Source organism: Saccharothrix tamanrassetensis, from assembly GCF_014203665.1.
Classification (GTDB): domain Bacteria; phylum Actinomycetota; class Actinomycetes; order Mycobacteriales; family Pseudonocardiaceae; genus Actinosynnema; species Actinosynnema tamanrassetense.
Genome location: NZ_JACHJN010000005.1, coordinates 467191 through 481904, shown reverse-complemented (window position 1 = coordinate 481904; position 14714 = coordinate 467191). Strand labels below are relative to the sequence as shown.

At 71.9% G+C, this 14714-nt stretch carries 9 protein-coding genes; 1 reads left to right on the top strand and 8 read right to left on the bottom strand.

Features of this window, described 5'->3' with window-relative positions; genetic code table 11:
• Window positions 1–60: 60 nt before the first annotated feature.
• The 8 genes from FHS29_RS18560 to FHS29_RS18525 form a co-directional block, all read right to left on the bottom strand.
• Entirely contained in the window at window positions 61–1524 is a 1464-nt protein-coding gene (locus tag FHS29_RS18560) for a wax ester/triacylglycerol synthase domain-containing protein (protein ID WP_184691999.1), read from the bottom strand.
• Between the two features lie 175 nt (window positions 1525–1699).
• Window positions 1700–2614 (bottom strand): DUF6114 domain-containing protein, encoded by a 915-nt coding sequence (locus FHS29_RS18555; RefSeq protein WP_184691997.1) that lies wholly within the window; start codon window positions 2612–2614, stop codon window positions 1700–1702.
• A gap of 25 nt (window positions 2615–2639) precedes the next feature.
• Entirely contained in the window at window positions 2640–3248 is a 609-nt protein-coding gene (locus FHS29_RS18550) for a DUF6230 family protein (protein WP_184691995.1), read from the bottom strand.
• A 260-nt stretch (window positions 3249–3508) separates the two neighbouring features.
• Window positions 3509–4258: an SDR family NAD(P)-dependent oxidoreductase gene (locus FHS29_RS18545; protein WP_221456216.1), complete on the bottom strand. Its 750-nt coding sequence runs from the start codon at window positions 4256–4258 to the stop codon at window positions 3509–3511.
• A gap of 51 nt (window positions 4259–4309) precedes the next feature.
• The gene (locus tag FHS29_RS18540; protein WP_184691991.1) at window positions 4310–10171 is read right to left on the bottom strand and encodes an SDR family oxidoreductase; all 5862 of its coding nucleotides are present in this window, start codon (window positions 10169–10171) and stop codon (window positions 4310–4312) included.
• A gap of 26 nt (window positions 10172–10197) precedes the next feature.
• Window positions 10198–11652 (bottom strand): acyltransferase domain-containing protein, encoded by a 1455-nt coding sequence (locus FHS29_RS18535; RefSeq protein WP_184691989.1) that lies wholly within the window; start codon window positions 11650–11652, stop codon window positions 10198–10200.
• 156 nt (window positions 11653–11808) lie between these two features.
• Window positions 11809–12318, bottom strand: a complete 510-nt coding sequence (locus FHS29_RS18530) for a helix-turn-helix transcriptional regulator (protein WP_184691987.1) — start codon at window positions 12316–12318, stop codon at window positions 11809–11811.
• A 101-nt stretch (window positions 12319–12419) separates the two neighbouring features.
• Window positions 12420–13910 (bottom strand): wax ester/triacylglycerol synthase domain-containing protein, encoded by a 1491-nt coding sequence (locus FHS29_RS18525; RefSeq protein ID WP_184691985.1) that lies wholly within the window; start codon window positions 13908–13910, stop codon window positions 12420–12422.
• Between the two features lie 482 nt (window positions 13911–14392).
• On the opposite strand from FHS29_RS18525, the gene FHS29_RS18520 reads away from it, so the two are divergent.
• On the top strand, window positions 14393–14689 hold the full coding sequence (locus FHS29_RS18520) for a hypothetical protein (RefSeq protein WP_184691983.1): 297 nt from the start codon (window positions 14393–14395) through the stop codon (window positions 14687–14689).
• The last annotated feature ends 25 nt before the right edge of the window (window positions 14690–14714 follow it).

Sequence of the window (14714 nt, the reverse complement as noted above, 5' to 3'; positions counted from 1 at the left end):
TCGCTCCTTCGAAGCGGATCACCGTGGGGAGGTGGCAGCCACGGGCGGGCTCGGACGGGCTCAGGCGGTCATCGGCGAGGCGGTGCGTCCGGGTGCCAGGGCGACGATCTCCGCGAAGCTCTCCCGGAGACAGGCGACGAACACGTCCGGCTCGGTGAACGCGCCGGTGTCGAGGGTGATCCCGATCCGGCAGGTGTCCCGGTACGTCGTCAGCGCGATGCTCGTCGCCCCTCTCAGCAGGGGCGCGAAAGGTGAGGCCCGGAGGACCCTGGCACCCGCCAACCGCAGCTCGGCCTGCACTCCCGGGAAGTTGGTGGCGATCAAGTCGTTGCCGCGGAACATCTGGGTGAAGACGAACCGGATCAGCGGCCCCGGGAACGGGGTGATCGGTCTGCTGAGCGCGTCCAGCGCCTGCAGCGTCGTCCGGCTGCGCACCGCCGCGATCCGCCGGTGGACTTCCGCGACGCGTTCGGCGGCGTCCAGACCCGCCACCGGTATGGCCAACCGAGTACTGGCCAACCTGTTGCCCGCGGGGAGGTCGTGTCGCGTGCGCACACTGATCGGCACGAGCAGCGGAACGGACTCCAGGCTGAGCCCGAACCTGTGGTGGTACCGCTCGAAACCTCCCATGAGACCGGCTACGAACGCGTCGTTCATCGTGCCGCCCCCCGCCTTGCCCGCCTCCCTCAACGAACGCACGGGGATGTCCACGGCGTCGAAGTGCACCGCCCGGCTGCGCTCTCGGAGCAGCGGCGACGCGGGCGCCGGTGGCACCAGTGTCGCGCGGGCGAACGCGGCCACCCACTGGGTGATCCGGTGTGCCGAGGGCGGCGACCAACGGCGCGGGCGGACAGGCGGCGGCACGCGCGCCCGCCTTCCCGCGCGTGCCGCCGCCAGGACAGGGCGGGTGAACTGCCGGCCGAGGCGTCCTGCCAGCAGCGCGGTCGCCGAACGGGGGCCGGGTCGCGGGGCGGGTGGGAGCAGCGGATCGGCGTCGTGCTCGGCCGGGGAGTCCGTCAGAACGGTGATCAGCTGGGCGACTCCGATGCCGTCGCTGATGCTGTGGTGCACCTTCAGCAGGTAGGCCGCCTTGCCGTCGAAACCGTCGTCGAGGCCCTCCACCAGGGTCACCTCCCACAACGGGCGTTCCGGAGCGAGGGCGGCGGTGGCGGCGGTCTGGGCGAAGTCGAGCAGCTGACGGGTCGTCCCTGGGGTGGGCAGGCGAACCCGCCGCAGGTGGTTGCGCACGTCGAAGGTGCGGTCGACGACCCAGAAGGGACGCCCCAGGCGCATCGGCGGCTCCAGCACCCGGTGCCGCAGCCGGGGCACGATCCGGGTGGCCCACTCGTGCCTGGCCACCAGCCGGTCCCAGTCGGGGCAACGGTCGAGGACGAGCACGCCCAGCATGCTCGACCGCATTCCCGGGTGGTTCTCCGAGCGCCAGAACAACGTTTCCAGAGCGTTCATCTCGGTCGGCGACCGCCAGACCGCGTGCGCCGAACGCCGGGCATCGGTACTCCTCATCACGAACTTCCCCATTCGCTCGACGGGCTGTGTCCCGCTACCTCGCCCGGCCCTGTCCCGATCGCCGAACGGGTCGTTGCGCCAAGGGAATCCGACCGCACCGCCCGCGGTCCCGAGAGGACACGTGAGCCGGGCGACCCGGGTGCGCGACGCGTTCCCCCATGACACCTCCTCCTCAGCCGAGCACCAGTTGGGCGTTCTTCATGGCCAGCGTTCCCCCGCGCAGTTGCGCGTTGACGGTGGTCACGTCCGTCAGCACCACGGACGGTGGCACCAGGGGCGGTGGGCGGTCGGGGGTGAAGTCGACCGGAACCTTCACCAGGTCCAGGAGGTTCAGGTCGCCGGCGAGGCGCAGCACGAACAGCTCGATGCCACCGGTGGCGGCGGCCCCGCCTTCGTGCCGGGTCGTGATGACGAGGTCCCGCCCGTTCCCGAGTACGCCGATGAGCACCGGCCTGGTGATCCGCATCTCCTCGACGGTGAACCGCATCGTGCGCATGGGACGTCCGTCGACCACGATCGGCTCGATGCCGTGGTAGATCACACCGTCCATGCTCAGCCGGTCCGCCAGCAGCGTCCAACTCCGGGCGGGCGTGACGTCCGACGACGCCAGTGGCGCGGTGTGGACGGCGACCGCCAGCACGACGAACACGACCGAGCCGCGCCGGAACACAGCCCACCTGGCTTCACGGGGCGGTCGGGGCGGTCGGGGCTGGTCCGTCCAGGCCAGTGCGAGCGCGGAGCCCGTCACGCCGAGCAGCGTGCCGACCAGGAACCCGCCGAGGTTGGTGGTGGTCAACGCGATCAGCGACAGCAGCAGTGCCGTCGTGCCGGCGGCGAACCGGAACTGCGGCCGCAGCCACAGCGACAGGCCGCAGATGGCGAGCAACGCGCCGATCAGCAGCGCCGAGACACCACCGATCGTCGCTATCGTCACCGCGACGTCGCCCATGCGGAAGGAGGCGTACGGCGGTATCGCGATCACAGCGGAGGCCGGCAGCAAGGCCAAGCCCGCGGCGAACGGCCTGCCGCGCCGCCAGTGCCCGAAGCGCCGCCACGTCCGGCGCGTCCACTCCACCGCTGTTCCCATCGAGACCTCCCGGCCGTCGCCCGTGTCAGTAGCACTCGCCGGAGCCCGTGTGGAGGGTCATCTTCAGGTTCGCCAAGCGCAGTGTGTGCGCGGCGGCGCTCCAGGCGACCTCGCGCGGCATGACGATGGTGGCCTTGTCCGCCTGCTGGGCGAACCCGCCGGGTTGGCCGACCACTCCGGCCGGTCCTTTCGTCACGTGCCCGGCGTCCACGCCGATCTGCGGGTTCACCAGGGTGAGGTCGCCGCTGAGCGCCTCCACCCCCATCACGATGTCCGTCGCGGACATGCCGCCGGGTCCACCGGATTCCATGCGCAGGGTCACGTCGCCCACCAGTGGGAGGCCGCGCAACGCCACCGACTGGCAGAAGTTGTCGAGCACCACGGTGCGGAAGGCGCTGACGGCGACCGGGTGCGCCGCGCCGGCGCCCTGGTCCACACCGCCGAACTGGACGAACCCCGTCCCCTCCAACTTGTCGGCCGATATCTTGAAGCTCGTCCCCGACACCGCGAACGACGCCGCCAGAGCCCCCTGTGACAGCCCGACGAGCAGGACGGCCGCGCCGGCCAACCCCGTGCAGAGCACGGCGATGAACCGCAGCCACCTCGTGCGCCCGCCTGCCCTCGGTTCCGGCATGGTCACCCTCCTCTGTGCGTTGGACACTGATCACCGCCGTGCCACCACGATCAACCACGGAACACAAAGCTCACCTCGGCGCCGAGGACGTGACAAGGCCGTTGCCCGCTGTTCCTATGACGGCCCTGCCCCTGAGGACCGACGCCCGCCGTGCCGGTTCCCGGTCCCACCTGCGGTCGCACCGACGCGGAACGCTCGTCGGTCCTGTGTGGACAGACCGAATTACCTGAACTTGACGGCCCATGGCGCAGGCACCATGGTCAGGAGCAAGTCGCACCGCCGTCCACGGACAAGGCCGCTCCGGTGATCCCCGCGCCCGCCTCCGAGGCCAGCAACACCGCCATCGCGGCCACCTCGTCGGCGGTCGTCGCCCTGCCGGTGGCGGCTTTGGCGACGAACGCGGCGACCACCTGGTCGTACGTCGTGCCGAGCACCTGTGCGGCAAGCGGTCCCCGGTCCTGGATCATGTCGGTCATCACGATCCCGGGACAGATGCAGTTGGCGGTGACGCCCAACGGTCCGACTTCCCGCGCCACGGCCTTGGTCAAGCCGATCACGGCGTGTTTCGCGGTGGCATAGGCGCCGAGGCCGGGGTCGGCCTGCTTCCCCTCGATGGAGGACATCGTGATGATCCGCCCTGACCGCTGCGGCACCAAGTGGGCCAGAGCACGGCGGGTGGCGTAGAACACGGCGTGCAGGTTGACCGCGAGCGTGTCGTGCCAGAGGGCATCGTCGGTCTCCCCCACCAGCGCGAAGCCCGGCATCCCCCCGGCGTTGTTCACGAGCACGTCCAGCCGGCCGAAGCGCTCGACCGCCGCGTCGACCATGCGCTCCGCGTCCTGCCTGCGGGTGACGTCGCCCCCGACGAACAGCGCGCGGTCGCCGGCGTCGAGCTCCTTCCGGGCCTGCTCCCCCGTCGCCTCGTCCCGGCCGCTGAACACCACCGAGGCGCCCGCGTCGAGGAACCGCTCCACGACCCGCCTGCCGATGCCTCGGCTCCCTCCGGTCACCACGGCGACTTTGCCATCCAATTCCACGGTGTCGTGCCCTCCTGGCTCGGCTCATCGGTTCCCGGCCCGCGCCGCGTGGTCGTCGGTGATCCGCACCCTTCCCATCGACGCGGAGTACGCGTCCTCCACCCGTGCCAGGACGGTTCCGTCCGGAGTGCTCGCGAGGAAGGCGTTGGTCACCGCGTCCCATCGCAGCAGGACGCCGTCCGGGTGACGCGTGGCCAGGTCGAGGTCGTTGTCGTCGGTGCACCACTCGATGCGGCGGATGTAGCGGGGCACCTCCACTTCGTGCACGTCCTCCGCCACGGGCCGCAGCGCCCGGGTGCGGACCAGAGCGTCGAGCAGCAGGCTCGGCGCGGCCAACCGCGCGAACTCACCGGGCATCCGCGCGGGATCGGGCCGCCACCTCGCCGACGCTCCCGGCGGACCGGCCGACCACTCGCAGGTGGTCCGGAACGGGCCGGTCAGCAGGACCCTGGACGCCGGGTGGTAGTACGGCGAGCGGACCGGGCGGCCCTCGGCACCCGCGGTCGAGTCCCGCACGGTCCTCGGCGGCCCGGCGGGCACCGTCGCCCGGAAGTGCTCACGGCCCCGCCGCAGGACCTCTCCTCGTGGGGTGGTGATGTCGGAAGTGACGCGCACCAGCACGGACGGTCGCGCACCGGCCGACCGGGAGCGGTTGACCACGGCGGTGACCCGGAACTCGGCCGGCCGGCCGCGCGCGGGACGGACCCAGGACGAGAAGGACAGGTCGCGCACCGTCCGGAAGGTCTCACCGGGCAGCAGGGCCCGCGCCGCCTCGGCCGCGATCGCGGCCAGCATCGTGCCGGGCACGGTGGGTCTGCCGTCCACGACGTGGCCGCGCAGCAGCGACTCGTGACGCTCGTCGAGCACCAGCCGCCACGTGGCCCCGTCCGCGTCGCGACTCTCCGGCACATGCAGGAAGTGGCCGGCGGGCGTCCCTGCCGGAGAGTCCGCCAGGTAACCGGGGAACTGCCGCGCGAACGACTTCCGCTCCCTGGCACCGATGAACGTGACCACCGCGTCCCTCGATCCCTGATGCGCCAGCTCGGCGACGAAGTGGGCCGCGCCCTCCTTCTTGCCCATCGCGGTGAGCCGCTGGTCGCGGGTCACGAGGGACTGGATGACGGCGTTGCCGCCGAGGCCGACCTCGTCCCACACCGTCCACGCCACGGTGTACTCGTCGCGCCTGGAGGCCACGTGCCCGTTGGTCGCCGCACAGCCGAGGAAGTCGTTGGCCGAGGAGTACTCGACCTCCCCGGGCAGGCCGACCAACCCCGTCACCGACCCGAAGTTGCACCAGAGCCGGGGTTCCCTGGTGGAGAACGCTTCCTTGAGGTTCTGGTAGCCGCGCAGCTTGACGTCCCTGATCCGGCGGAACTCCGCCAGGTTCTTGCGCCGCAACTCTCCGGCGTGGTGCCGCCCGGCACCGTTGACCAGGAGGTCGACCCTGCCGTCCCGGCGGAAGACGGTCTCCACCGCGGCCCGCACCGCGGCGGCGTCGGTCACGTCGCACGTCAGGTAGTGCACCGCTGCGTCACCGCAGCGCTCGCGCATGCGGGTGAGCGTCAGGTGGCTTTCCCTGGCGTGCAGCAGCCTTTCGAACCGCCGGTTCAGCTCGGCGACGCTGGAGCCGTCCTCCGCGCGCAGCCCTCCGGCGATGAATTCGGCGCGGTGACCGGGCAGATCGTCGTCCGCCGCGGCGAGGAGATCGGCGGGAACGTCCGACAGCGACGACGACCCCAGCAGCCACACCTTCAGCGGCACCTGGTCGAGCAGCCCTTCGACCGCCGCGGCGGTGATGCCCCTGGCGCCTCCGGTGGCCACCACCACGTCTCCGGGCTGGAGCGGCAACGGGCCAGGCGTGGGCGGAGCCGGGCACAGCCGCTCCCGGTACCTGCTTCCCGACCGGTAGGTGGTGACCGGCAGCCCGTCCCGCAGGCCCAACTCCGCCTCCAGCGCGCGCCAGGACGTGTCGGCCGGCTCATCGCTGAGCACGGCACGACAGGCGCACCCCGGAAGCTCCCAGGACAGGCTCTTCACGAAGCCGGTGAACAGCCCGGCGTGGGCGCCCGGGGCTCCTCGCCGCATCGGGTCCACCAGCAGCACGCCGAGCGATCCGCCGGCAGCCAGCCGGCTCTCGCAGCGCTGCGCGGCCAGGAACATCGCCTCGTGCAGGGAAAGCAGGGACACGGGTATGCCCGGTTCCTCCGTCCACGGGACGTAGACGCGCAAGTGCCGGTAGCGGTTGTCGGTCCGGGACAAGGACTCCAGCACGGTGGTCGGGTCGTCTCCCGGCCGCACCACCACGACGGTGGCTGCCGCCTCTGCCGCCGGCGCCGCGATCGCCGTGGCCGTCGCCTCGCCGGTCAACACGAGGCAGTCGGCGGGCAGTGCGGCGTGTTCCCCCGGTCCTCCGGGCAACGGCTGCGGTTCGAGCCGGGGAACGTGGCGCGTGGTCAGCGGGTCGCGATGCGGCGCGGGGACGACCGGCGTCGTCCCGTTGGTCGTCGAGCGCACCGCTGCCGACGGGCGGGCACGGCCGGCTTCGCGGGCGCTCCGCTCCTCCACCGGGTGCAGCGTGACGGCCGGGCCGGGGAACGGTCCGATCACCGTGACCGGTTCGTCCGGGTCGTCGGCCAGCGCGGACAGCAGGCCCACCGCGCCGTCTGCGCCGAGGTAGCTGCGCTCGCGGGACGGGCGCGCGGGAGCGGGCGCCCGCTCCGGGCGGGGGTCGGTGGTCACCCGGCACAGCACTGGCCAACCCTTCGCCGCGGCGTCCCGCTTCCTGGCCAGTGCCAGCAGGAAGGCGCCCTCGGCGAGGTGGTCGACCGGACGGCCGAGCAGCGCCGCGAACTCGGGCGTGCTGTTGCCGTTCAACGCCAGCACCAACGCCAGGTCGACTTCGCGGGTGGCGAGGTAGCGGGAGGCCACGTGCACCGCGGTGTAAGTCGAGGAGGTGCCGGTGTCCAGGGTGAGCGCGGGGCCGTGCAGGTCGAGGTGGTTGGCCAGCCTCGCCGGGATGACGTTGGGGCCCACCCCGGGCAAGGTGTCCTCGTTGGTGGGTAGCCGCTCCTCGCGCACCTGGTCGAGGCAGTCCTTCACGGCCTGCTCCAGGTCGGTGCGGGAGACCTGGTCGTCGGGTTCCGCGCGCAGGCTCAGCAGGTCGTCCGCGTAGCACCGCATCGCGACGGCCCCCACGGTGCCGACCGGCCCCGTGTGCGCCGCCAGGACGCCTGTTCGGCTCTCCACGCCCTGCCAGAGAGCCCCGTGCTCCTCGGCGAACCTGGCGGCCACGGCCAGCGCCATGAGCTGGCAGCGATCGACGGTTCGGACCGTGCGAGGCGCCATCCGGAGTGTGCGGGCAGGCGGGGCAGGGTAAGGCGTCGGGAAGGCGGCGAGCGGCGTGAGGGGCTCGCGTGCCGCCAACCGTGCGCGCAGCCGCTCGGGTGAGGGATCGTCGGGGAGGTGCGCGCTCCAACCCACCAGCACCACGTCGTCGGGATCGAGCGGCGGCGCAGAGCGGGGCGGTGCGGCCTCCCGGGGTGATGCGTCCTGCACCAGCAGGTGGGCGTCGGTGCCGCCGAACCCGAAGGCGGACACCCCCACGGTCCTGGCACGACCTCTCCTCCGCAGCGGCAGGTCCGACCGGGGGATGTGGATCCGTTCGCCCCGCGTGTCCTCGGCCGCCTCGGTCAGCGGGCGCTGGGCCGGGATGCGGTCGTGGCGCAGCCCGAGGACCGCGTGGATCAGCGATATGACACCCGCGGGCCACCCGGTGTGGCCGACCAGGGACTTGTTGGACGTGCAGGGGTACCCGGCGTCCGGGGCGAGGGCGTCGAGGACGCCCAGCTCGACCCGATCGCCCACCGCGGTGCCGGTCCCGTGGGCGACGATCCAGTCGACGTCCGGTGCCTCGATCCCGTTGACCTGCCTCGCCCGCCGAACCGCGATTTCCTGTCCCACCGGGTTGGGCGCGTGGACGGCCTTGCCGCGGCCGTCGGAGGCCGCACCGAAGCCACCGAGCAGGGCCAGCACCTCGTCGCCGTCGCGGCGCGCCCGGCGCAGGCTCTTGAGCACGACCGCGCCGGCGCCGTCGGAGAACAGGGTGCCGTCCGCGGCCTGGTCGAACACGCGCACCATCCCGCCGGCGCTGAGCCCGCGCAGCGCGCTGAACATGATCGAGAAACGGGCCGTGTTGGTGAACACCCCACCGCACACCGCTATGTCACAGGTTCCCGACAGGATGCTCTTGAGACCCAGGTCCACCGCGTAGAGACCCGACGAACACGCGGTGTCCACCGTGAGGTAGGGCGACCCGGACGGCAGCAGATCGGTGATGGCAGCACGGACCACCTCGTCGGACAGGTGGCTCCGGCCCGCTCCGGTCGCGAAGGGGTAGCGCCTGCGCAGCAGGGTCCGCAAGCGGTCGGCCGGCGCGCCGGACCCCGTGCGCGACCGCGGCCAGTGCTCGGCGATGTGCCGGAGCGCGGTTTCGACCAGTAGTGATTCGTCCAGGTGCTGGTTGCCCTCGACGGTGTTGCCCACGAAGCACTCGACGAGGTCGTCCGGCAGCAGGACGACTTCCTCGGACGCCTGCGCGATGCTGTGGCGCAGCCACTGGGCCGCGACGTCGTGGGCGCACGAACGCGCCTTGGCTTCCCGGTGCAGCCGCGGCTCGCGGATGTAGCCGCCGAGGAAGGTGTACCCGTGGTCCTCCACGCCGGGCTCGGGTGACAGGAACGACTCCTGCCGGAAGCGCTCCCCCGGCTGCCCGAACACCGGCCGGCCGTTCGTGAGCAGCTCCCAGAACTCGGCCGGGCTGTCGGCCCCCGGCACGACCATGCCCATGCCGACCACGGCCACCGTGCCCCTGTCGTCGGTGGCCTCGTCGACGGCGTCGTCGTCGCTCTTCCACGCGCGTCGCAATGACGTGCGGGCGGGCGTGATCGGCACCGGCGCCGGTGACGAGGCGTTGTGGACAGCGGAAGGTTCCGGACCACCGCCGGAAGTCTGTGGCAGCCGCGCGGGTACCGACCGCCCGTTCGCCGCCGCCGCCGTCGCCGTCGCTGACGCCGCCGTCGCTGACGCCGTCGCCGCTGACGCCTGTGGCGGCGGATCCGGCCGGAGAATCGCGTGCCCGAGCGAGAGGCCGCCATCGGCCAGGACGGTCTGACCGGTGATCCACGTCGCGCGCGGAGACGCCAACATGGTCACCAGTCCGGCCAACTCCTCCTCCGTGCCGAGGCGACCCAACGGCGTGTTGGTCGCGCAGTTGGCGCGCAGCGAGTCGCCGCCGGGGAACAGGTCGGCCGTCGGGTTGTCCAGCAGGCCGGCGGACGCCGTGTTCACCCGGACACCGCGCGGCGCGAACTCGACCGCGAGGTACCGGCCGAGCGCCTCCAGCGCCGCCTTGGCCACCCCGATCACGGCGTAGTTGTCGACGACCATCCCCGCGCCGATGGACGACACGTTCACCACTGACCCGCCGGCCTCGGACAGCAGGGGCAAGGCCGCCCAGGCGCATCGGCGCGCACCGTGCACGTTGACGTCGAAGACCTTCTGCCACTCCGCATCCGTCAAGGTGCTCGACGGCGCCAAGACCCCGCGTGCCGCGTTGTTGACCAGCACGTCCAACCTCCCCGTGCGCTGTCGCACGGCCTCGAACATCGCCGTGACGTCGTCGGGTTTGGCGACACTGGCCCTGATCAGCTCACTCGATCCCCCGGCGGCGGTGACCTCCTGCTGCGTCGTGCGCGCCGCCTGTCCGGAGTGGAAGTAGTTGATGACCACGTGCGCGCCGCGGGCGGCGAACTCGCGCACGATGGCGCGCCCCACTCCCTTGCCGCCGCCGGTGACGAGGACCACCCTGCCGGCGAACTCCTCCGTCATCGTCCGCACCGCTTCGGGCAGGCCGTTCACGTGGCGGTTCCCGCCGGCTCGCGCCCGGCGCGCAGGTCCACGAGGAGGTCCGCGACCGCCGCGAGCGTCGGGTAGTTGGTCAACCGCACTTTCGTCTCCGACGTGGAGAGGCCGAAGTGCTCCAAGGCGCGCGCGAAGGCCTCGGTCTGCTTGATGGAATCGACGCCGAGGTCGGCCTCCAGGTCGGCGTCGGGCTGGAACGCGTCCGGCGGGTATCCCAGCAGATCCGCGTACAACCCGCGCACCGTCGCGAACACGGTGTCGCCGTCCGCACCCGTTCCGGTCGGCTGCTCCTCGGGCACCGCCGTCCGAGTGGGCTCGGGACGGACCGCGGCCGGCGCGGAGACGGCCGGAGCGGAGCGGATCGGGGTGGGCTCGGCCGATCGCCGGCCCGGTTCCGGGGCGGGGCGCGCTCGAACGGTTCCGGCGCGCGTGTTCCCCGACGTCACGGGGATCCGCTCGGGCGCCCGATCGCCGTTCCGCCCCGCCAGCAGTCGCTCGACGGCGGACAACAGCACCCGCTGGTCCGCCCGCTGCCGGAACGGCGCCACGGCTACCGCGTCCGGGAAGATCCGGTCCACCAGGTCCGCCAACACCCCCTTCGGTCCGGATTCCACGAACCGCCGGATGCCGTCGGCGTGCACCTCCCGAGCGGCGGCCAGGAAGCGGACCTGCATGACGAGGTGACCGGCGATCACCCGCTCGACATCCGCGATGTCCTCCACGTGCCTGCCGAGCAACGACGAGTACACCGGCAGCCGCGGCACGCGCTTGGGCACGTCCGCCGCCCGTGCCGCGAAGTCGTCCGCCGCGTCCAGCATGATGCGGTTGTGGAACGGGAAGGGGATCCGCAGGCGGGTCGCGGTGAGCCCGAGGGCTCGTGCGGCGTCCCCCAACCGGGCCAACTCCTCGTCCGGCCCGGAGATGACCACCTGGTCGGGTCGGTTGTCGGCGGCAATGCTCAAACGCCACTCGGCCAACGCGTCGAGCAGGGCGCGCGCCCGACGGGCACCGCAGTTCACCGCGACGAGGCCGCCGCGGGGAGCGGCGGACCGCCGCAGGGATTCGTCGCGCTGTGCCACCAGGTAGGCACCATCCTCAATGGACAGCGCACCGGCTGCGGTCAGCGCGGTGAGCTCACCGAAGCTGTGCCCCAGCAGGAGATCGGGTGACACCCCGCATTCCTCGGCGAGCAGGCGGAAGGCGGTGACCGATGCGGCGAAGATCGCCAGGTGCAGCGCGGGCGGGTCCTGGTCGACCAGTTCCTGGAGGGTCGGCGAACCGGTGTCCAGGAGCATCGGTGACACGGGGGCGCGACCGGCCGCGGCGGCTACTTCGTCCATTGTGGACAGGGTGGCCGTTATCAGCGGGTAGTGGTCGACGAGGTTCCCGAACAGGCCGGGCAGGTAACTGCCCTGTCCGGGGAAGAGGAAGGTGTAGCGCGGTTTCATCGATGTCCTCCGGGACATGTCGGATGTTCGTCGCCCCGGGCCGCCGGGCCGGCGTCGATCCGCCGGCGACGGGTGGGTGCGAGTCGACCGTGGCAGCGGTACCGTCGACCTGCGGTCCGGCCGTGCGGCCGGGACCGGATCTCATGCGTGCCCCGGTCAGGGTGTGCGACCATGGCCTCGACGGCCGCCCCCGTTCGTCACGGGCCACTTCCGCTCCCTGGCACGGCGGCATTCGTCCTGGTCCACGAGGTGGTCGCAGAGCGCGGTGAACGCCGCCTCCGTCCTGCTGCTCACGTCGAGCTTGACCAGCAGGGTGTGCACGTAGTTCTTGGCCGTCTTGTCGGAGATCTCCAGGGCGTCGGCGATTTCCCGGTTGGAGAGCCCGGCGGCGATCAGCGTCAGCACCCGCCTCTCCTGTCCGGTCAACCGGTGCTCGTGGCCGTTCCCGCTCCCACCACCGCCGCCCTGCTCCGCCCCCGTGCCGACCTCGACTGTCGCACCGGCCCGACTGCCGTCCTCCTCGGACAGTTTCCGAGCCGCCTCGGTCACGGAGGTCAGGGCCTGCTGGACGCAGTGGAGAGCGTGCCTGATCAAGTCGAGCGTGGGATCGCCCATCGGGTGCGACAGCCGCAGAAGCCGTTCTGCCGGCGTCGGAACGACGTCCATGCCCGTGATGGTCACAGTGGTCCACTCCTCGGCTTCCGGTTGAAGGGTGCGTGGTGGCCCACCACGAGGGCGCTGCCGATGCCCGCGCGCACGGGCGCGGATCAGTGGTTGCGGGAGACCGCGGACGTCTCCTCCGGAGACGCTGCGCCGGGCGGCGCCGATCGGAGCACCTCGTCGAATCCTTCCCGCAGGCACGAGAGGAAGACGTCGGGCTCGGTGACGGCCCCGTGGTCGAGGTTGATCCCCAGGTGCGCACGACCCTGGTAGGTGGTCAACGCGATCCCCGCCGCTCCCCGCAGCAGCGGCGGGAACGGGTAGATCTCGGTCACCCTGGCTCCCGCCAGGTGGATTTCGTCCGGAATGCCCGGGAAGTTGCTGGCGAGCAGGTCGTTGCCGCGGAACATCTGCGTGGTGACCCAGCCGACCCAGGACGGCGGCAACGGCGTGAGGGGGCGCGAGACCACGCTCAGCGCGTGCAGCGTGGCCCCGCCGCGCACGGCGGCGACGCACTCGTGGATGAGGCGTATCCGCTCCTCCGGCGTGTGGCGGGCGACCGGGAGCACCAAGCGGGTGCTGGCGAGGTGGTTCCCGCCGGCCGCTCCGAGGGGTCGCACGCTGATCGGCAGCAGGGCGGGCAGGCCGTCCAGAGCCACCCCGAACCGCTGGTGGTACCGGTCGAAGGCACCGGCCAGCGCGGCGAGGTAGGCGTCGTTGAAGGTTCCTCCGGCGGCCTTGCCCGCGGCCTTCAGCGCCTGGAACGGCACGTCCAGCACCTCGAACCGGGCACGGCGGGTGCGTCCGGCCAGCAGCGGAGAGGGCGGGACCGAGGGCAACAGCGTGGCGTACGCGAAGGACTTGAGTGTCGACAGCGCGACCCGTGGGTTCGGCAGTCGCCTGCGTCCGACCGGCCGGCCGTTGTGCCCCGCCCGCCGCGCGGGGGCACGGCGGGCCCACAGCCTTCGTGCGCCGGACGGGACGAGCCCGAGCGACCGCGACATCCGGCCACCCCAGAGCAGGAGCCGGCTCCGCGCGACATCGGGCGGGATCGGCGGCAGCAGCTTGGTGTCGTGCGGATCGGCGTTCGCGTCCACCAGCAGCGACAGCAGCTGGGCGGCGCCCGTGCCGTCGGTGACGCTGTGGTGGATCTTGAGCAGGTAGGCCGCGCCGTGCCCGTTCACGCCCTCGACCAACACCGCCTCCCACAGCGGCCACCCGCGGAAGAACGGGGTCATGGACATCGACTGGGCCAGGTTCAGCAGTTGGCGCGATGTGCCCGGTGACGGCAGCCGCACTCGGCGCAGGTGGCGGTCCACCTCGAAGGTCGGATCGTCCACCCAGAACAGGCGGCCCAACCGCAGGGGTGGTTCCACCGGCCGTCTGCGCAGCAGCGGTGCCATCCGGCTGACCCACTGGTGCCTGGCGACGAGCCGGTCCCAATCGGGAATGCGGTCGAGCAGGATCACACCGAGTTGGTTGGCCCCCATGCCGGCACTGGTGTCCCCACGCCAGAACATGGTTTCCACCGCGTTCATCTCCCGGACCGCGCCCCACAGCCGCACACCGCCCATGTGCCGAAAGGCATCAGAGCCCATACCCGGTTACCCCGCTTTCCGCGTCGAGGGGGCGATCGGTGTCGTCGAATCGGAACACCGGCGCACCCATTCCAAACCGCGCGCTGCGGCCGGTAAACCGCCGACGGGGTGTCGCCGCAGTTGATTTGACGACCAATCAGTGACACTCCGTGAAGGGGGTAGAAAAGCACCAGTACTTTCGGGACGGTGCCGGAATTCCCGGGTGGATCCCGAGCACTAGGAAGAGCACTCTATTGGCCCGCGGCCACGGGCAACAGAGAATGGAGGCGCAACGGCGGCACTGCCGCCGTCGGAGCCCGCAGCGGGAACACCGGGTGGCGTCGTCCACATCGGGTTCGCAGGTCCCGCCCGCGGTTGGCATGAGGACAATCCAGGGAATCGGCCGCTCGCTCCGTTCCCGCGCATTTTCCGGCAGTGTGCGCCGAGGCACCGCGACACGGCGCGGGCCGGCGACCGGACACCACCAGCCGAGGAGAGCCAGGATGACCACGAGCAGGACGAAGCGCAAGCGCACCGGGATCATCGGTTACCTGGGCAACATCGCCGACGACACCAAGGACTACATCGACGACATGCTCGACCGGGGCCGCGACGTCGACCGCGACGTGCGGAGCACCGCGCGCCGGGCGTTGCGCGATGACGACGACGAACGCCCCGACACGTCCGAGGACATCGCGGCGCTGCAGGACGACCTCGCCGAGCTGACGCGGAAGGTCACGGAGCTCTCCGCCGCGCAAACCGCGCAGGCCGCGCACAGCCAGCCGAAGAAGACTCCGTGATCCGCCGGCGCCGACCGCGCTCGAC

Excerpts from the sequence above, each read along its gene's own strand:
- FHS29_RS18550 (WP_184691995.1), bottom strand. The coding sequence starts at position 3,248 with ATGCCGGAACCGAGGGCAGGCGGGCGCACGAGGTGGCTGCGGTTCATC.
- FHS29_RS18560 (WP_184691999.1), bottom strand. The coding sequence starts at position 1,524 with ATGAGGAGTACCGATGCCCGGCGTTCGGCGCACGCGGTCTGGCGGTCG.
- FHS29_RS18530 (WP_184691987.1), bottom strand. The coding sequence starts at position 12,318 with ATGGACGTCGTTCCGACGCCGGCAGAACGGCTTCTGCGGCTGTCGCAC.
- FHS29_RS18555 (WP_184691997.1), bottom strand. The coding sequence starts at position 2,614 with ATGGGAACAGCGGTGGAGTGGACGCGCCGGACGTGGCGGCGCTTCGGG.
- FHS29_RS18525 (WP_184691985.1), bottom strand. The coding sequence starts at position 13,910 with ATGGGCTCTGATGCCTTTCGGCACATGGGCGGTGTGCGGCTGTGGGGC.
- FHS29_RS18535 (WP_184691989.1), bottom strand. The coding sequence starts at position 11,652 with ATGAAACCGCGCTACACCTTCCTCTTCCCCGGACAGGGCAGTTACCTG.
- FHS29_RS18540 (WP_184691991.1), bottom strand. The coding sequence starts at position 10,171 with ATGACGGAGGAGTTCGCCGGCAGGGTGGTCCTCGTCACCGGCGGCGGC.
- FHS29_RS18520 (WP_184691983.1), top strand. The coding sequence starts at position 14,393 with ATGACCACGAGCAGGACGAAGCGCAAGCGCACCGGGATCATCGGTTAC.